The 15,518-nt window shown below is 65.9% G+C and carries 26 protein-coding genes; 1 reads left to right on the forward strand and 25 read right to left on the reverse strand.

Features of this window, described 5'->3' with window-relative positions:
* The first annotated feature begins 33 nt into the window (after window positions 1-33).
* A complete protein-coding gene (locus ACWGO6_RS10315; RefSeq protein ID WP_452326650.1) occupies window positions 34-1,608 on the forward strand; it encodes an AMP-binding protein in 1,575 nt (524 codons plus the stop codon).
* A gap of 215 nt (window positions 1,609-1,823) precedes the next feature.
* On the opposite strand, the gene rplQ is transcribed toward ACWGO6_RS10315, so the two are convergent.
* From rplQ to rpsS, 25 genes are all read right to left on the reverse strand, one after another.
* Complete coding sequence (gene rplQ, locus ACWGO6_RS10320; protein WP_452326651.1) at window positions 1,824-2,387, reverse strand: 50S ribosomal protein L17; 564 nt, start codon at window positions 2,385-2,387, stop codon at window positions 1,824-1,826.
* Window positions 2,388-2,420: 33 nt separating this feature from the next.
* Entirely contained in the window at window positions 2,421-3,410 is a 990-nt protein-coding gene (locus tag ACWGO6_RS10325; RefSeq protein ID WP_029260932.1) for a DNA-directed RNA polymerase subunit alpha, read from the reverse strand.
* A gap of 134 nt (window positions 3,411-3,544) precedes the next feature.
* A complete protein-coding gene (gene rpsK, locus ACWGO6_RS10330; RefSeq protein ID WP_017829189.1) occupies window positions 3,545-3,943 on the reverse strand; it encodes a 30S ribosomal protein S11 in 399 nt (132 codons plus the stop codon).
* Window positions 3,944-3,974: 31 nt separating this feature from the next.
* Complete coding sequence (gene rpsM, locus ACWGO6_RS10335) at window positions 3,975-4,349, reverse strand: 30S ribosomal protein S13 (RefSeq protein ID WP_017829190.1); 375 nt, start codon at window positions 4,347-4,349, stop codon at window positions 3,975-3,977.
* Between the two features lie 178 nt (window positions 4,350-4,527).
* Complete coding sequence (gene rpmJ / locus ACWGO6_RS10340; RefSeq protein WP_005050492.1) at window positions 4,528-4,644, reverse strand: 50S ribosomal protein L36; 117 nt, start codon at window positions 4,642-4,644, stop codon at window positions 4,528-4,530.
* 64 nt (window positions 4,645-4,708) lie between these two features.
* Window positions 4,709-4,930 (reverse strand): translation initiation factor IF-1, encoded by a 222-nt coding sequence (infA, locus tag ACWGO6_RS10345; RefSeq protein ID WP_017201569.1) that lies wholly within the window; start codon window positions 4,928-4,930, stop codon window positions 4,709-4,711.
* A 164-nt stretch (window positions 4,931-5,094) separates the two neighbouring features.
* Entirely contained in the window at window positions 5,095-5,760 is a 666-nt protein-coding gene (locus ACWGO6_RS10350) for a DsbA family protein (protein WP_136041044.1), read from the reverse strand.
* Window positions 5,760-6,611: a type I methionyl aminopeptidase gene (gene map, locus ACWGO6_RS10355; protein ID WP_452326652.1), complete on the reverse strand. Its 852-nt coding sequence runs from the start codon at window positions 6,609-6,611 to the stop codon at window positions 5,760-5,762. Before map ends, ACWGO6_RS10350 begins: the two co-directional genes overlap by 1 nt.
* 1 nt (window position 6,612) lies before the next feature.
* Window positions 6,613-7,218 carry an adenylate kinase gene (locus ACWGO6_RS10360; RefSeq protein ID WP_136041046.1) on the reverse strand — a complete coding sequence of 202 codons (606 nt, stop codon included), beginning with the start codon at window positions 7,216-7,218 and terminating at the stop codon, window positions 6,613-6,615.
* The gene (gene secY / locus ACWGO6_RS10365) at window positions 7,215-8,537 is read right to left on the reverse strand and encodes a preprotein translocase subunit SecY (RefSeq protein WP_452326653.1); all 1,323 of its coding nucleotides are present in this window, start codon (window positions 8,535-8,537) and stop codon (window positions 7,215-7,217) included. Before secY ends, ACWGO6_RS10360 begins: the two co-directional genes overlap by 4 nt.
* 182 nt (window positions 8,538-8,719) lie before the next feature.
* Window positions 8,720-9,355, reverse strand: coding sequence for a 50S ribosomal protein L15 (gene rplO / locus ACWGO6_RS10370; RefSeq protein WP_036302867.1), 636 nt, complete (start codon window positions 9,353-9,355; stop codon window positions 8,720-8,722).
* Window positions 9,355-9,540 carry a 50S ribosomal protein L30 gene (gene rpmD, locus ACWGO6_RS10375; protein ID WP_017201575.1) on the reverse strand — a complete coding sequence of 62 codons (186 nt, stop codon included), beginning with the start codon at window positions 9,538-9,540 and terminating at the stop codon, window positions 9,355-9,357. Before rpmD ends, rplO begins: the two co-directional genes overlap by 1 nt.
* A complete protein-coding gene (gene rpsE, locus ACWGO6_RS10380) occupies window positions 9,540-10,232 on the reverse strand; it encodes a 30S ribosomal protein S5 (protein WP_372491805.1) in 693 nt (230 codons plus the stop codon). The genes rpmD and rpsE overlap by 1 nt, the downstream gene beginning before the upstream one ends.
* Before the next feature lie 20 nt (window positions 10,233-10,252).
* Window positions 10,253-10,612, reverse strand: coding sequence for a 50S ribosomal protein L18 (gene rplR, locus ACWGO6_RS10385; protein ID WP_029260926.1), 360 nt, complete (start codon window positions 10,610-10,612; stop codon window positions 10,253-10,255).
* Window positions 10,613-10,614: 2 nt separating this feature from the next.
* The gene (rplF, locus tag ACWGO6_RS10390) at window positions 10,615-11,151 is read right to left on the reverse strand and encodes a 50S ribosomal protein L6 (protein ID WP_183150772.1); all 537 of its coding nucleotides are present in this window, start codon (window positions 11,149-11,151) and stop codon (window positions 10,615-10,617) included.
* Between the two features lie 6 nt (window positions 11,152-11,157).
* Window positions 11,158-11,556, reverse strand: coding sequence for a 30S ribosomal protein S8 (gene rpsH, locus ACWGO6_RS10395; protein ID WP_029260924.1), 399 nt, complete (start codon window positions 11,554-11,556; stop codon window positions 11,158-11,160).
* Between the two features lie 132 nt (window positions 11,557-11,688).
* Entirely contained in the window at window positions 11,689-12,279 is a 591-nt protein-coding gene (gene rplE, locus ACWGO6_RS10400; RefSeq protein ID WP_029260923.1) for a 50S ribosomal protein L5, read from the reverse strand.
* Window positions 12,279-12,638 (reverse strand): 50S ribosomal protein L24, encoded by a 360-nt coding sequence (gene rplX, locus ACWGO6_RS10405; protein WP_017201582.1) that lies wholly within the window; start codon window positions 12,636-12,638, stop codon window positions 12,279-12,281. Before rplX ends, rplE begins: the two co-directional genes overlap by 1 nt.
* A gap of 2 nt (window positions 12,639-12,640) precedes the next feature.
* Window positions 12,641-13,009 carry a 50S ribosomal protein L14 gene (gene rplN, locus ACWGO6_RS10410; protein WP_017201583.1) on the reverse strand — a complete coding sequence of 123 codons (369 nt, stop codon included), beginning with the start codon at window positions 13,007-13,009 and terminating at the stop codon, window positions 12,641-12,643.
* Window positions 13,006-13,338, reverse strand: a complete 333-nt coding sequence (rpsQ, locus tag ACWGO6_RS10415) for a 30S ribosomal protein S17 (RefSeq protein ID WP_021201120.1) — start codon at window positions 13,336-13,338, stop codon at window positions 13,006-13,008. Before rpsQ ends, rplN begins: the two co-directional genes overlap by 4 nt.
* The gene (rpmC, locus tag ACWGO6_RS10420; RefSeq protein ID WP_017829202.1) at window positions 13,338-13,655 is read right to left on the reverse strand and encodes a 50S ribosomal protein L29; all 318 of its coding nucleotides are present in this window, start codon (window positions 13,653-13,655) and stop codon (window positions 13,338-13,340) included. Before rpmC ends, rpsQ begins: the two co-directional genes overlap by 1 nt.
* Window positions 13,655-14,074 (reverse strand): 50S ribosomal protein L16, encoded by a 420-nt coding sequence (gene rplP / locus ACWGO6_RS10425; RefSeq protein WP_017829203.1) that lies wholly within the window; start codon window positions 14,072-14,074, stop codon window positions 13,655-13,657. Before rplP ends, rpmC begins: the two co-directional genes overlap by 1 nt.
* Window positions 14,074-14,829, reverse strand: a complete 756-nt coding sequence (rpsC, locus tag ACWGO6_RS10430) for a 30S ribosomal protein S3 (RefSeq protein WP_017201587.1) — start codon at window positions 14,827-14,829, stop codon at window positions 14,074-14,076. The genes rplP and rpsC overlap by 1 nt, the downstream gene beginning before the upstream one ends.
* Entirely contained in the window at window positions 14,829-15,227 is a 399-nt protein-coding gene (rplV, locus tag ACWGO6_RS10435; protein WP_017829204.1) for a 50S ribosomal protein L22, read from the reverse strand. The genes rpsC and rplV overlap by 1 nt, the downstream gene beginning before the upstream one ends.
* Window positions 15,227-15,508, reverse strand: coding sequence for a 30S ribosomal protein S19 (rpsS, locus tag ACWGO6_RS10440; RefSeq protein WP_017829205.1), 282 nt, complete (start codon window positions 15,506-15,508; stop codon window positions 15,227-15,229). Before rpsS ends, rplV begins: the two co-directional genes overlap by 1 nt.
* Window positions 15,509-15,518 lie beyond the last annotated feature (10 nt).

Below are 15,518 nucleotides of genomic sequence, written 5' to 3' on the forward strand. Positions count from 1 at the left end.
CGACGTCGGCATCCCCGGATCGAAGGAGATCTCATGGTTCGCAGCGCCTATCCCGATGTGGAGATCCCCGAGGTCTCCATCCACGAGTTCCTCTTCGGCGGGCTCGACGAGACCGAGCTCGACTCGATCGCGCTGATCGACGGGGTGAGCGGGGCGACCACCAGCTACCGGCAGCTCGTCGGGCAGATCGACCTCTTCGCAGGAGCCCTCGCCGCCCGCGGAGTGGGTGTGGGGACCACGGTCGGCGTGCTGTGTCCCAACATCCCCGCGTTCGCGACGGTGTTCCACGGCATCCTCCGCGCGGGCGCGACGGCGACGACCATCAACTCCCTCTACACGGCGGAAGAAATCGCGAATCAGCTCACTGATGCCGGGGCGACCTGGCTCGTGACGGTCTCCCCGCTGCTCCCCGGGGCGCAGGCGGCTGCGGAGAAGCTCGGCTTCGCCGCCGATCACGTGATCGTCCTCGACGGAGCGGAGGGCCATCCGTCGCTGCCCGCGCTGCTGAGCGAAGGGCATCACGCACCGGAGGTGTCGTTCGATCCGGCGACGCACCTGGCCGTCCTGCCCTACTCCTCCGGCACGACCGGGCGCCCCAAGGGCGTGATGCTCACGCATCGGAACCTCGTGGCCAACGTGTCGCAGTGCCGGCCGGTGCTCGGCGTCGGGGCGAGCGACCGACTCCTCGCGGTGCTCCCCTTCTTCCACATCTACGGCATGACCGTGCTGCTGAACTTCGCCCTCCGTCAGCGCGCCGGACTCGTCACGATGCCGAAGTTCGATCTGCCCGAGTTCCTCCGCATCATCGCGGAGCACCGGACGACCTGGGTCTTCGTCGCGCCCCCGATCGCGGTCGCGCTGGCGAAGCATCCGATCGTCGACCAGTACGACCTCTCGTCTGTGAAGGTCGTCTTCTCCGGAGCCGCTCCGCTCGACGGCGCTCTGGCGTCGGCGGTGGCCAACCGGCTCGGGTGCATCGTCACCCAGGGCTACGGCATGACCGAGACGAGCCCGGCCGTGAACCTCACCTCCGAGACGCGCACCGACATCGACCGCTCGGCCATCGGTCCCCTCGTACCCAACACCGAGGCGCGGCTCGTCGATCCGGAATCGGGCGAGGACGTGGCCGTGCCCGCCGAGGGCGCCAGCGGGCCGGGCGAGCTGTGGGTGCGCGGCCCGCAGGTCATGGTCGGCTACCTGAACCGCCCCGACGCCACGGCGGAGATGCTCGACGCCGACGGCTGGCTGCACACCGGCGATGTCGCGACCGTCACCCCCGACGGCGTCTACCGCATCGTCGACCGGCTCAAGGAGCTCATCAAGTACAAGGGCTACCAGGTCGCCCCCGCGGTGCTCGAGGCCGTGCTGCTCGAACACCCCGCCATCGCTGACGCCGCCGTGATCGGTGCGCTCGACGAAGACGGCCAGGAGGTGCCGAAGGCCTTCGTGGTGCGGCAGCCCGATGCCGCCCTCGACGCGGATGCCGTCATGGCGCACGTCGCCGCCCGCGTCGCCCCGCACGAGAAGGTGCGCCAGGTCGAGTTCATCGACGTGATCCCGAAGTCCAGCTCCGGGAAGATCCTCCGCAAGGATCTGCGCGCCCGCTGACCCGCAGCCACCATCCCGTCGCGACGTCCATCCCGGCCACGTCCGCGCCGCCGCCCCGGACGATTCACCGAGGAGTTGACGATCCACTGCGGAATCGGGCGAAAGGTTCGGCGAATCGTCAGTCACTCCGCTGATCGCCGCCTCGCCCATGCCCGGAAAACGAAGAAGCCCGCCACCCCGAATTGGGGCGGCGGGCTTCTTCCTGAGCGAAGTGCTTACTCGGACTTCTTCTCGACAGCGTCCTCGGCGGCAGCCTCGGCTGCTTCGCCCTCGGCCTGCGACTCGGCACCGGCGGCGGCGTCCTCGGCGGGAGCCTCCTCAGCGGGGGTCTCCTCAGCCGGAGCGTCCTCGGCGGGCTTCTCGGCCTTGTCGGCCTTCGGCGCCGCAGCAGCCTTCTTGGTCGACTTCGCCTTCGGGGTGACGGGCTCGAGAACGAGCTCGATCACGGCCATCGGAGCGTTGTCGCCCTTGCGGTTGCCGACCTTCGTGATGCGGGTGTAGCCACCCTCGCGCTCGGCGACGAGCGGTGCGATCTCGGAGAACAGGATGTGCACGACTTCCTTGTCACCGATGACCGACAGCACGCGACGACGCGCGTGCAGGTCGCCACGCTTGGCGAAGGTGATCAGACGCTCGGCGAGCGGACGAAGGCGCTTGGCCTTGGTCTCGGTCGTCTTGATCGACTTGTGGGTGTAGAGCGCCGCCGCGAGGTTGGCAAGCATGAGGCGCTCGTGTGCGGGGCCGCCTCCGAGGCGGGGACCCTTAGTGGGCTTGGGCATAATCGTCTAACTCCTGGTCAGAAAGGTCGGGTTTCAGAAGGACTCGTCTTCGCTGCCGCCGTAGAAGTGGGCGCCGTCGAAACCGGGCACCGAATCCTTGAGCGACAGACCGAGCGAGATGAGCTTGTCGCGCACCTCGTCGACCGACTTCTGGCCGAAATTGCGGATGTTCATGAGCTGCGTCTCCGACAGGGCGACGAGCTCCGAAACAGTGTTGATGCCCTCACGCTTCAGGCAGTTGTACGAGCGGACCGACAGGTCGAGGTCCTCGATCGGCATCGACAGCTCGCTGGAGTTCACAGCCTCCACCGGCGCCGGGCCGATCTCGATGCCCTCGGCCTCGACGTTCAGCTCGCGGGCGAGACCGAACAGCTCGGTGAGCGTCTTCGCAGCCGAAGCGACGGCGTCGCGGGGGCTGATCGCCGACTTGGTCTCGACGTCGAGGACGAGCTTGTCGAAGTCGGTGCGCTCACCGGCACGAGTCGCCTCGACGCGGTAGCTGACCTTGAGGACCGGCGAGTAGATCGAGTCGATCGGGATCTGACCGGCCTCTGCGTACTCGTTGCGGTTCTGCGTCGCCGAGACGTAGCCACGGCCACGCTCGATCGTGAGCTCGAGCTCGAACTTGGCGGTCTCGTTCAGCGTCGCGATGACGAGCTCGGGGTTCTGCACCTCGACACCGGCCGGAGCCGAGATGTCGGCGGCGGTGACCTCGCCCGAACCGGTCTTGCGCAGGTACGCCGTGATGGGCTCGTCGCGCTCCGAGGAGACGACCAGCTGCTTGATGTTGAGGATGATCTCGGTGACATCCTCCTTCACGCCGGGGATGGTGCTGAACTCGTGCAGCACGCCGTCGATGCGAACGCTGGTGACAGCAGCACCGGGGATCGACGACAGCAGGCTGCGGCGCAGCGCGTTGCCGATCGTGTAACCGAAGCCGGGCTCCAGAGGCTCGATGATGAACCGGCTACGGTTCTCGACGATCTTTTCCTCGGTCAGTGTGGGACGCTGTGCAATAAGCACTCTGTGTTCCTTTCGATCACATGCCCGCTATATGACATGTGGTGGGGTGAGGTTTTGAGTTGTGGAAGTCGATGCCCGTACGCGGGCGTCGAGCCGCTCGGACCACGAATGGGCCGAGCGGCTCGAGGCGCGTATCAGACGCGGCGGCGCTTCGGCGGACGGCAGCCGTTGTGCGCCTGGGGCGTGACGTCCTGGATCGAACCGACCTCGAGGCCTGCGGCCTGCAGCGAGCGGATCGCGGTCTCGCGGCCGGAGCCCGGACCCTTCACGAGGACGTCGACCTTCTTGACGCCGTGCTCCGCGGCCTGGCGGGCTGCGGACTCGGCAGCCATACCGGCGGCGTACGGGGTCGACTTGCGGGAGCCCTTGAAGCCCACGCCACCCGACGATGCCCAGGCGATGACAGCGCCGGACGGGTCGGTGATCGAGACGATCGTGTTGTTGAACGTCGACTTGATGTGGGCCTGGCCCAGCGCGATGTTCTTCTTTTCCTTGCGGCGCGGCTTGCGCGCGGCGGCCTTGGGTGCAGCCATGAAAGTGTTCTCCTAGTCCCTGGGGCCGCGCTTAGCGGGCCTTCTTCTTGCCTGCGACGGTGCGCTTCGGGCCCTTGCGGGTACGGGCGTTGGTCTTGGTGCGCTGACCACGGACCGGGAGACCACGACGGTGGCGGATGCCCTCGTAGGAGCCGATCTCGACCTTGCGGCGGATGTCTGCTGCAACCTCGCGGCGCAGGTCACCCTCCACCTTGTAGTTGCCTTCGATGTGGTCGCGGAGGGCGATCAGCTGGTCGTCGCTGAGGTCCTTCACGCGGATGCTCTCGTCGATCTCCGTCGCCTTGAGGATCTCGACCGAGCGGGTACGGCCGACGCCGTAGATGTAGGTAAGGGCGATCACCACGCGCTTGTCGCGCGGGATGTCAACGCCGGCAAGACGTGCCATGCGGTTCTCCTGGGTGTTGTGGAGGTATGGAACAGGATCGGTGCCCGGGCCTCCGCCCCGAGGTGTCCCCCGCTTGCGCGGGTTCTGATCCTGCCGTTGTGTGTTCAGTTATGAGATGTGCGTGAGCGATGCCGCGCAGCTCGGGCCCGTCGATCGGATCGGCGGGCCCGCCGGGGACTCAGCCCTGGCGCTGCTTGTGACGCGGGTTGCTCTTGCAGATCACCATGACGCGGCCGTGACGGCGGATCACCTTGCAGTGATCGCAGATGGGCTTGACGCTGGGGTTGACCTTCATGATGTTTCCTGTTCGCTGTCTTCGTACCGCCCCAGGCAGGGGCAGGCCGTTACTTCTCGACCGATCAGCGGTAGCGGTAGACGATACGGCCGCGGGTCAGGTCGTAGGGGCTGAGCTCCACGACCACACGGTCCTCGGGGATGATGCGGATGTAGTTCTGTCGCATCTTGCCGGAGATCGTTGCAAGGACCTTGTGTCCGTTGCTGAGCTCAACGCGGAACATCGCGTTGGGCAGAGCCTCGGAGATCACGCCCTCGATCTCGATGACACCGTCTTTCTTAGCCATAGCCTCGCTGACGCTTCTGCAGATCGGTCGATCTGCGGTGGGTGATTGGTTTGTGGTGCTGCGCCGACGGACACGCCGAATCAAGGCACAAAGCACCAAAGATCTATGTTAGACGCTCCGGAGCCATCCGGCAACTTGACCGTCCGCGGCGGGAAGCCGTCGGATCAACCGATCAGCTTCTCCATCTCGGTGATCTCGCCGGCCTGCAGGTCGAGGCGCTTGCCGTTGACCTCGATGGTCGGCGTGCCCTTGATGTCATGGGCCTTCGCCTGCGCCGCTCCGAACTTGCGGTACGTCTCGTCCGTGATGCACGAGACCGCGTCGTCGGCGCCGACCTGCGATGCGAACTCGGCGAGCTGGTCGGTGGTGAGACCGGCGGAATTCTCTGCCGGCTGGTTCTCGAAAAGCGTCTTGGAGTAATCGAGGTAGAGATCCGGGTTCGACTCCGCAACGCAGAATGCCGCGCCGGCGGAGCGAGACGAGTACTCGGTGCCCTGCGAGAAGCGGTCCAGAATCGCGATGGGGTGGTACTCGAGGGTGATACGACCATCGGCGGCAGCCGCTTCCAGCTGCTCCCCGTACTGCTCTTCGAAGCTGGCGCAGATCGGGCACTGGAAGTCGACGAACACCGCGACCGTGTCCTCGCCGTCGCCGAACGAGATCGCACCGGTCTCGGAATTGAACGTGTCGTTAGCCTTGGGCGCCGCACCGGGCGAAGTCGCCTGCTGGTTGAGGAACACCACGAGTCCACCGATCGCCACCAGCACCACGACCACGGCGATGGAGACGCCGATCGCGAACCAGTTGGTGTTGCTCTTCGCCGCTGCCATTACTTTCCGATCTCTCGAGGCTCGACTCCGAATGGAGCGAGTCCGGCTCTTCCGCCATCGGGCGCAGTCAGCACCCAGACACCCCCATCATGCAGGGCGACGCTATGTTCCCAATGGGAGCCGTCCGTGCCGTCCACCGTCGTGACGGTCCAGTCGTCGTCCTCGATGAACGTCGAATCTCCACCGGCCGTGACCATGGGCTCGATCGCGAGCACCAGGCCCGGCTTGACCTCTTCGCCGCGGTCCGGCGTGCGGTAGTTGAAGACGCTGGGCGCTTCGTGCATCTTGCGCCCGATGCCGTGGCCGACGTACTCGCGGAGGATGCCATACGGCTCCCCCGACACCGCCGAAGGGCCCTGGGCCTCGATGTAGTCCTGGATCGCCGCGCCGATCTCGTCGATCGACGACACGGATGCCATGGCGGCGATGCCGGCCCACATGGACCCCTCGGTCACACGCGAGAGCTCTTGGCGCTGCGCGACCAGCTCGGGCCGCTCCGGGTCGGGGACCACGACCGTGATCGCGCTGTCGCCGTTCCAGCCCTTGAACTGCGCACCGCAGTCGACCGAGACGATGTCCCCGGGCTGCAGCACCCGGTCACTCGGGATCCCGTGCACGACCTGCTCGTTCACCGAGATGCACGTCGTGTGGTGGTAGCCGCGCACCAGCTGGAAGTTCGACTCCGCGCCGCGGGCCAGGATGGTGCGGTTGGCCACCGCGTCCAGCTCGAGCGTCGTGACGCCGGCCTTGATCAGCGGGCGGACGGCTTTCAGGGCCGCGGCGGTGATGAGCCCCGGCTCGACCATGGCGCTCAGCTGAGCGGGGGTCTTGTAGATCGACCGGCGGAACATCTCAGGAGGCGGAGGCCGCGAGGCGGAGTCCACGAGCGGCCAGAGCCGCCGTGATCCGCTCGGTGACGTCGTCGAGAGCGCCGGTGCCGTCGATGCGGTCGACGATGCCCTTGGCGCCGTACACCTCGATGATCGGAGCGGTCTCGCGCTCGTAGATGTCCAGACGGTGGCCGATGGCCTCAGGCGTGTCGTCCGAACGGCCCTGCTCGGTGGCACGGAGCGTGAGACGCTCGAGGCTCTCCTCGCGCGGGACGTCGAGGAGGATGACCGCGTCGAGCGACTCCCCCCGCTCCGCGAGGAACGACTCCAGATGTGCGACCTGCGCGGTGTTGCGCGGGTACCCGTCGAGCAGGAACCCGTGAGCCGCGTCTTCCTGCGACAGCCGATCGCGCACGATCTCGCTCGTCAGCTCGTCCGGGACGAGGTCACCCTTGTCGAGGATCGCCGTGACCTGCTGGCCCAGCGGCGTCCCCTCCTTGATGTTCGCGCGGAAGATGTCACCGGTCGAGACGACCGGGATGCCGTAGGACTCGGCGATGCGCACGCCCTGCGTGCCCTTGCCGGAGCCCTGCGGGCCGACGATGAGAAGACGTGCGGATGCTGTCATCGGAGGAGCCCTTCATAGTGTCGCTGCTGCAGCTGCGCGTCGATCTGCTTGACCGTCTCGAGACCCACACCGACGATGATGAGGATCGAGGCGCCGCCGAACGGGAAGTTCTGGTTCGCGCCGACCGTGGCCAGTGCGATCAGCGGGATGAGCGCGATCAGACCGAGGTACAGCGAGCCCGGGAGCGTGATGCGGGTGAGCACGTAGTCGAGGTACTCGGCGGTCGGACGACCCGCACGGATGCCGGGGATGAACCCGCCGTACTTCTTCATGTTGTCCGCGACCTCGACCGGGTTGAACGTGATCGCCACGTAGAAGTAGGTGAAGCCGATGATCAGGAGGAAGTACGCCGCCATGTAGACCGGGCTGTTGCCCGTCGTGAAGTTCGCGGTGATCCAGCTGACCCACTCGGGCGGCGTCGATCCGTCCTGCGGAGTGTTGAACTGCGCGATCAGGGCCGGGATGTACAGCAGCGACGACGCGAAGATCACGGGGATCACACCCGCCATGTTCACCTTGATCGGGATGTACGTGTTGGTGCCGCCGTACGTGCGGCGGCCGACCATGCGCTTGGCGTACTGCACGGGGATCCGCCGCTGGGATTGCTCGACGAAGACGACGAGACCCATGACGACGATTCCGACCAGCAGTACGAGCAGGAAGACCTCGAAGCCCTTGGTCTGCCAGATGAGGCCCATGGCGCCGGGGAACGTCGCGGCGATGGACGTGAAGATGAGCAGCGACATGCCGTTGCCGATTCCGCGCTCGGTGACGAGCTCGGCGAACCACATGATGAGTCCGGTGCCGGCCGTCATCGTCATGATGATGAGCAGCTGCGCCCACCACACGTCGTTCGTCAGGAGCTGCTGGCAGGCGGCGAGGTCGGTCGAGCCGAAGAGCTGCCCGCTGCGCGCCACCGTCACGAGCGTCGTCGACTGGAGCAACGCGAGAGCGATGGTGAGGTAGCGGGTGTACTGGGTCAGACGGGCCTGACCGGCCTGTCCTTCCTTGTGCAGCGCCTCGAAGTGCGGGATGACCACGCGGAGCAGCTGCGTGATGATCGTCGCCGTGATGTACGGCATGACGCCGAGCGCGAAGATCGACAGCTGCAGCAGCGCACCGCCGGAGAAGAGGTTGACCAGTCCGAGCAGGCCGTCGGTGCCCGCGTTCTCCGCGAGGCACTCCTCGACGTTCGGGAAGTTCACGAACGGCGCGGGGACGTTGGAGCCGAGACGGTAGATCGCGATGATGGCGAGGGTGAAACCGATCTTCCGACGCAGGTCCGGGGTGCGGAAGATCCGCGCGATGGCGCTAAACAAGGACGTTCCTCCTGAAAAGTTGCCGATTCCCGAAGGACGGCTGAAAGACCAGGGTAACGCAATCCGGGGTTCCCGGAATTCGTCACCGATACCAGGCCCGCCGGATGCGGCCCCAGAGCGAGGTCTCGGAGTGTGAAACGACGAGAGGGGCCGGAGAATCTCCGGCCCCTCTCATTGTGCGGTTACTTGACGGATCCGCCGGCCGCGACGATCTTCTGCTCGGCAGAACCCGAGACCTTGTCGACCGAAACGGTGAGCTTCACGGCGATGTCGCCGTTTCCGAGAACCTTGACCTTCTCGTTCTTGCGAACGGCACCCTTGGCGACCAGGTCGCCGATGGTGACATCGCCACCCTTGGGGTACAGCTCCGCGAGCTTCTCCAGGTTCACGACCTGGTACTCGACGCGGAACGGGTTCTTGAACCCGCGCAGCTTCGGGGTGCGCATGTGCAGCGGCATCTGCCCACCCTCGAAGCCGACGCGAACGGTGTTGCGCGCCTTGGTGCCCTTGGTACCACGACCAGCGGTCTTACCCTTGGAGCCCTCACCACGGCCGACGCGAGTCTTGGCGGTGTTGGATCCGGGGACCGGACGCAGGTGGTGGACCTTCAGCACGCCGGGGCGGGATGCCGGAGCATCCTTCGCGGGCGCAGCCTTCTTGGCAGCCGGCTTCTTGGCCGGAGCGTCAGCCTTGGCGGCGGACGCAGCGGTCTTGGCCGGAGCCTTCTTCGCGGCGGGCTTCTTCTCGGCGGCAGCCTTGGGAGCTGCAGCCTTCTTCGGGGCCTTCTCGGCCTCGACGGCCTCGTTCTTCTCAGCCATTAGTCGATCTCCTCAACCTTGACGAGGTGTGCGACGGTCTTGACGTAACCGCGCGTCTGCGCGTCGTCGGGGCGGACGGTGGTGTCACCGATCCGCTTGAGACCGAGGCTGCGCAGCGTGTCACGCTGGTTCTGCTTCTCGCTCACCTTGGACTTGATCTGCGTGACCTTCAGTCGCGCGGCCATCAGGCACCTACCTTCTGTGCGGCGATGGCCTCGGCCTCTGCGCGCACGAGGCGGGCAGGGGCGACCTGGTCGAACTCGAGGCCACGACGCGCGGCGACCGCACGGGGCTCCTCGAGCTGCTTCAGGGCGGCGACCGTCGCGTGCACGATGTTGATCGTGTTCGACGAGCCGAGCGACTTCGACAGCACGTCGTGGATACCGGCGCACTCGAGCACGGCGCGGACCGGACCACCGGCGATGACACCGGTACCGGCAGCGGCCGGGCGGAGCAGGACCACACCAGCGGCGGCCTCACCCTGCACGGGGTGCGGGATGGTGCTGCCGACGCGCGGAACGCGGAAGAAGTTGCGCTTGGCCTCTTCGACACCCTTCGAGATCGCCAGGGGGACCTCTCGGGCCTTGCCGTAGCCGACGCCGACCAGACCGTTGCCGTCACCGACGACCACGAGGGCGGTGAAGCTGAAGCGACGACCACCCTTCACGACCTTCGAGACGCGGTTGATGGTGACGACGCGCTCCAGGAACTGGTTGTCGCCACGGTCACGCGAGTTGCGGTCACGACCGCCGCCCTGGTTGCGATCGCGACCGCCACCGCGGCGGCCTTCGCGAGCAGGCTCAGCCTGGGTCGTGCCGGCGGCCGTCTCAGAGACGACAGCAGCCGCCTCGGGAGCGGCAGCAGCCGTTTCGGTCACTTCGTTCTCCTTGTTGTCACTCACAGTGCCAGACCCCCCTCGCGGGCGCCGTCGGCGATGGCGGCGACACGACCGGCGTAGCGGTTGCCGCCACGGTCGAACACTGCCTCGGAAACGCCGGCAGCCTTCGCACGCTCGGCGAGAAGCTCGCCGACCTTGCGGGCCTTGGCGGTCTTGTCACCCTCGAGCGAGCGCAGGTCGGTCTCGAGCGTCGATGCCGACGCGACGGTGTGACCCTTGCTGTCGTCGACCAGCTGCACGAAGACGTGGCGGGCCGAGCGGTTGACGACGAGGCGCGGACGCACCTCGGTGCCGACGACCTTCTTGCGAAGGCGGGCGTGACGACGCGCGCGGGCGTCAGACTTTGACTTGAGAGCCATGGTTACTTACCACTCTTTCCGGCCTTGCGACGCACGTTCTCGCCGGCGTAGCGCACACCCTTGCCCTTGTACGGCTCGGGCTTGCGGATCTTGCGGATGTTGGCAGCTGCCTCGCCGACAGCCTGCTTGTCGATCCCGCTGACGGTGAGCTTCGTGGTGCCCTCTACCGTGAGCGTGATGCCGGCGGGCGGGTCGATCAGGACCGGGTGCGAGAAGCCGAGGGCGAACTCGACCGAGCTCCCCTTCTGCTGCACGCGGTAACCGGTGCCGACGACCTCGAGACCCTTGGTGTAGCCCTGGGTCACGCCGATGATGTTGTTGTTGATGAGCGTGCGGGTCAGGCCGTGAAGCGACCGCGACTCGCGCTCGTCGTCGGGACGGGAGACCAGAACCTGGTTCTCCTCGACCGCGACCTCGATGGGGTTGGCGACCGTCAGGGTGAGCTCACCCTTGGGGCCCTTCACCGAGACCACGCGGTTGTCGACCGAAACGGTCACGCCCGCGGGAACGTCGATGGGAAGTCGTCCAATACGCGACATTTCGAATTACCACACGTAGGCGAGAACTTCTCCGCCCACGCCCTTCTGCTCAGCCTGACGGTCGGTGAGAAGACCGGAGGAGGTGGACAGGATGGCCACGCCGAGACCGCCGAGGACCGTGGGGAGCTCGGTGGACTTCGCGTAGACGCGGAGACCGGGCTTCGAGACGCGCTTGATACCAGCGATCGAGCGCTCACGGTTGGGGCCGTACTTCAGCGTCAGCGTGAGGTTCTGTCCGACGCGTGCGTCAGAGGTCTCCCAGCCGGCGATGTAGCCCTCCTGCTGGAGGATCTGAGCGATGTTCGTCTTGAGCTTGCTCGACGGCAGGGTCACGGAATCGTGGTGCGCCGAGTTCGCGTTACGCAGACGGGTCAGCAGATCTGCGACCGGGTCTGTCATTGTCATTGTTGTTTTCCTTTGTTCATGAGGTTCCGGCTGCCGTTACACGACAGACGGCCTGCGATGACACGCAATCTTCAATTGTACGTGCACATCGACGGGCTCAGTGACACGAGACCACTGAGCCCGTCAGAGGCATTACGCCTGTGCGTCTTCCGAGCGGAACGGGAAGCCGAGGTGACGGAGCAGCGCCCGACCCTCGTCATCCGTCTTCGCGGTGGTGACGACGGTGATGTCGAAACCGCGAACCCGGTCGATCTTGTCCTGATCGATCTCGTGGAACACGCTCTGCTCCTGGAGACCGAAGGTGTAGTTGCCGTTGCCGTCGAACTGCTTGCCCGAGAGACCGCGGAAGTCGCGGATACGGGGCAGTGCCAGCGAGACGAGACGGTCCACGAACTCCCACGCGCGGTCACCGCGGAGGGTGACGTGCGCGCCGATGGCCTGGCCCTCGCGCAGCTTGAACTGCGCGATGGACTTGCGGGCCTTCGTGACGATCGGCTTCTGGCCGGTGATCTTGGTGAGGTCGTCGACCGCACCATCGATCACCTTGCTGTCGCGAGCTGCCTCGCCGACACCGGTGTTCACGACGACCTTGACCAGTCCGGGGATCTGCATGACGTTCGCGTAACCGAACTCGTCCTGCAGAGCCTTCTTGATCTCGCTGTTGTACTTCTGCTTCAGGCGCGGCTGGATCTTGCCAGCCGGCGCGGCAGTGTCGGTGCTCATCAGAGGTCCTTACCGCTCTTCTTCGCGTACCGCACGCGGACGGTGCGCTTGACGCCGTCCTTGGTCTGCTCCTCGACCCGGTGGCCGACCTTGGTCGGCTTCTTGGTCGAAGGGTCGACGAGTGCGACGTTCGAGATGTGGATGGAGGCTTCGACGGTCTCGAGGCCTCCGGTCTTGGTGCCACGCTGCGTCTGTCCGACGCGGGTGTGCTTGGTGACGTAGTTCACGCCTTCGACGATCACGCGGTTCTTGTCGGCGAGGACGTCGAGGACCTTGCCCTGCTTGCCACGGTCGCCGCCACGCTCCTGCGTGGCACCGGTGATGACCTGAACCAGGTCACCCTTCTTGATCTTCGCCATGATTAGATGACCTCCGGCGCCAGCGAGACGATCTTCATGAACTTCTTGTCGCGAAGCTCACGACCGACCGGCCCGAAGATACGGGTGCCGCGGGGCTCCCCGTCGTTCTTCAGGATCACTGCGGCGTTCTCGTCGAACTTGATGTAGGAGCCGTCCGGACGACGGACCTCCTTCTTGGTGCGGACGATGACCGCCTTGACGACGTCGCCCTTCTTCACGTTGCCACCGGGGATCGCGTCCTTGACGGTCGCGACGATGGTGTCGCCGAGACCGGCGTAACGACGCTTCGAGCCACCGAGGACACGAATCGTGAGGAGCTCCTTGGCGCCGGTGTTGTCGGCGACCTTGAGTCGGGATTCCTGCTGAATCACTTGGCCTTCTCCAGAATCTCCACCAGGCGCCAGCGCTTCGTGGCGCTCAGCGGGCGGGTCTCGTTGATCAGGACCAGGTCGCCGATGCCGGCGGAGTTCGCCTCATCGTGCGCCTTGACCTTCGAGGTGCGGCGGATGACCTTGCCGTAAAGCGGGTGCTTCACGCGGTCCTCGACCTCGACCACGATGGTCTTGTCCATCTTGTCGCTGACGACGTAGCCGCGACGTGCCTTGCGGTAACCGCGGGCAGCGGAGTCGCGGACGTCGTGCTCGGACGACTCGTGTCCTGCGGCCTGCGTCTCCACAGTCGCTTCCTTCTTGGTGGCCATCACTCAGCCTCTTCCTTCACGGCGTCGTCGGCGGAGTCCGCCTTCTTCGCCTTCGACTTGGTCGCCTTCTTAGCCGGAGCCTCGACCGGAGCAGGCGTCGCACGGATGCCCAGCTCGCGTTCGCGGATCACGGTGTAGAGGCGCGCGATGTCGCGCTTGACGGCGCGGATGCGGCCGTGGCTCTCCAGCTGGCCGGTGGCCGACTGGAAACGGAGGTTGAACAGCTCCTCCTTGGCCTTGCGCAGCTCCTCGACGAGGCGCTGGTCTTCGAATGTGTCGAGCTCTGCCGGGGCGAGCTCCTTGGTGCCGATCGCCATTACGCGTCGCCCTCCTCGCGCTTGATGATGCGTGCCTTGAGCGGCAGCTTGTGAATTGCACGGGTCAGAGCTTCACGTGCGAGCTCCTCGTCGACACCCGCGACCTCGAAGAGGACACGGCCCGGCTTGACGTTCGCGACCCACCACTCGGGGGAACCCTTACCGGAACCCATGCGGGTCTCGGCAGGCTTCTTCGTGAGCGGACGGTCGGGGTAGATGTTGATCCACACCTTTCCACCACGCTTGATGTGACGGGTCATCGCGATACGAGCGGACTCGATCTGACGGTTCGTCACGTAAGCGGGGGTCAGTGCCTGGATACCGTACTCGCCGAAGGAGACCTTCGTGCCGCCGGTGGCCTGGCCCGAGCGACCCGGGTGGTGCTGCTTGCGGAACTTGACCTTACGGGGGATGAGCATTATGCCGACGCTCCTTCTGCGACAGGTGCCTCGTTGCGCGGGGCACGGCGGCGGTCGCCACCACGGTCGTCACGACGAGCCTTGGGTGCGTTGGCCTGCTCGCGAGCGAGCTCCTTGGCGGTCAGGTCGCCCTTGTAGATCCAGACCTTCACGCCGATGCGGCCGAAGGTGGTCTTCGCCTCGTAGAAGCCGTAGTCGATGTTCGCGCGCAGCGTGTGCAGCGGCACACGACCCTCGCGGTAGAACTCCGAACGGCTCATCTCGGCGCCGCCGAGGCGGCCGGAGACCTGGATGCGGATGCCCTTGGCGCCGGCGCGCTGAGCGCCCTGCAGACCCTTGCGCATCGCACGACGGAACGCCACGCGAGCAGAGAGCTGCTCGGCGATGCCCTGTGCGACGAGCTGAGCGTCGGCCTCGGGGTTCTTGACCTCGAGGATGTTCAGCTGGATCTGCTTGCCCGAGAGCTTCTCGAGGTCGCCGCGGATGCGCTCGGCCTCGGCGCCACGACGACCGATCACGATGCCCGGACGGGCGGTGTGGATGTCGACGCGGACGCGGTCACGGGTGCGCTCGATCTCGATGTTCGAGACACCGGCGCGGTCGAGCTGCGTCTTGAGCAGGTTGCGGATCTTGATGTCCTCGGCGACGTAGTCGGCGTAACGCTGACCCGGCTTCGTCGAGTCAGAGAACCAACGCGAGACGTGGTCCGTCGTGATGCCGAGACGGAAGCCGTACGGGTTTACCTTCTGTCCCATTACTTGCTCGCCTTCTTGTTGCTGTCGCCCGCGGCGGCCGGAGCTGCCTCAGGCGTCGAGAGCACGACCGTGATGTGGCTCGTGCGCTTCTTGATCTGGAAAGCGCGACCCTGTGCACGGGGCTGGAAACGCTTGAGCGTGGTGCCCTCGTCGACGTACGCGTTGGCCACGTACAGGTCCTTCTCGTCGAGGAACTCGCCGTCGCGATCTGCCTTGACCTGCGCGTTGGCCATGGCCGACGCGACAAGCTTGTAGATCGGCTCGCTGGCGCTCTGCTGTGCGAACTTCAGGATCGCCAGAGCCTCCTGGGCCTGCTTGCCCTTGATGAGCGCGACGACACGACGAGCCTTCTGAGGGGTCACGCGGATGTGTCGCACGCGTGCGATCGATTCGACCATTAGCGGCGCCGCCCCTTCTTGTCGTCCTTCTCGTGGCCGCGGAAGGTGCGGGTGGGCGCGAACTCGCCCAGCTTGTGACCGACCATGGTCTCGGACACGAACACGGGGATGTGCTTGCGTCCGTCGTGGACCGCGATCGTGTGACCCAGCATGGCCGGGATGATCATGGACCGACGGGACCAGGTCTTGATGACGTTCTTGGTGCCGGCTTCGTTCTGCACGACCACCTTGCGAAGCAGGTGATCGTCGACGAAGGGGCCCTTCTTAAGACTGCGAGGCATCTTCTCTTAC

It is taken from the genome of Microbacterium sp. NPDC055665, assembly GCF_053618035.1.

Bases quoted from the DNA above. Each gene is read 5' to 3' on its own strand.
- ACWGO6_RS10315 (WP_452326650.1), top strand. From the start codon at position 34: ATGGTTCGCAGCGCCTATCCCGATGTGGAGATCCCCGAGGTCTCCATC.
- rplQ (WP_452326651.1), bottom strand. From the start codon at position 2,387: ATGCCCAAGCCCACTAAGGGTCCCCGCCTCGGAGGCGGCCCCGCACAC.
- rpsK (WP_017829189.1), bottom strand. From the start codon at position 3,943: ATGGCTGCACCCAAGGCCGCCGCGCGCAAGCCGCGCCGCAAGGAAAAG.
- rpsM (WP_017829190.1), bottom strand. From the start codon at position 4,349: ATGGCACGTCTTGCCGGCGTTGACATCCCGCGCGACAAGCGCGTGGTG.
- rpmJ (WP_005050492.1), bottom strand. From the start codon at position 4,644: ATGAAGGTCAACCCCAGCGTCAAGCCCATCTGCGATCACTGCAAGGTG.
- infA (WP_017201569.1), bottom strand. From the start codon at position 4,930: ATGGCTAAGAAAGACGGTGTCATCGAGATCGAGGGCGTGATCTCCGAG.
- ACWGO6_RS10350 (WP_136041044.1), bottom strand. From the start codon at position 5,760: ATGGCAGCGGCGAAGAGCAACACCAACTGGTTCGCGATCGGCGTCTCC.
- map (WP_452326652.1), bottom strand. From the start codon at position 6,611: ATGTTCCGCCGGTCGATCTACAAGACCCCCGCTCAGCTGAGCGCCATG.
- ACWGO6_RS10360 (WP_136041046.1), bottom strand. From the start codon at position 7,218: ATGACAGCATCCGCACGTCTTCTCATCGTCGGCCCGCAGGGCTCCGGC.
- rplO (WP_036302867.1), bottom strand. From the start codon at position 9,355: ATGGCTGAGAAGAACGAGGCCGTCGAGGCCGAGAAGGCCCCGAAGAAG.
- rpmD (WP_017201575.1), bottom strand. From the start codon at position 9,540: ATGGCCGCGCGACTGAAGGTCACGCAGATCAAGTCCAAGGTGAGCGAG.
- rplR (WP_029260926.1), bottom strand. From the start codon at position 10,612: ATGGCTCTCAAGTCAAAGTCTGACGCCCGCGCGCGTCGTCACGCCCGC.
- rplF (WP_183150772.1), bottom strand. From the start codon at position 11,151: ATGTCGCGTATTGGACGACTTCCCATCGACGTTCCCGCGGGCGTGACC.
- rpsH (WP_029260924.1), bottom strand. From the start codon at position 11,556: ATGACAATGACAGACCCGGTCGCAGATCTGCTGACCCGTCTGCGTAAC.
- rplE (WP_029260923.1), bottom strand. From the start codon at position 12,279: ATGAGCACCGACACTGCCGCGCCGGCTGGCAAGATCCAGCCGCGCCTG.
- rplX (WP_017201582.1), bottom strand. From the start codon at position 12,638: ATGGCGAAGATCAAGAAGGGTGACCTGGTTCAGGTCATCACCGGTGCC.
- rpsQ (WP_021201120.1), bottom strand. From the start codon at position 13,338: ATGGCCACCAAGAAGGAAGCGACTGTGGAGACGCAGGCCGCAGGACAC.
- rpmC (WP_017829202.1), bottom strand. From the start codon at position 13,655: ATGGCGATCGGCACCAAGGAGCTCGCCCCGGCAGAGCTCGACACATTC.
- rplP (WP_017829203.1), bottom strand. From the start codon at position 14,074: ATGCTCATCCCCCGTAAGGTCAAGTTCCGCAAGCAGCACCACCCGGGT.
- rpsC (WP_017201587.1), bottom strand. From the start codon at position 14,829: ATGGGACAGAAGGTAAACCCGTACGGCTTCCGTCTCGGCATCACGACG.
- rplV (WP_017829204.1), bottom strand. From the start codon at position 15,227: ATGGTCGAATCGATCGCACGCGTGCGACACATCCGCGTGACCCCTCAG.
- rpsS (WP_017829205.1), bottom strand. From the start codon at position 15,508: ATGCCTCGCAGTCTTAAGAAGGGCCCCTTCGTCGACGATCACCTGCTT.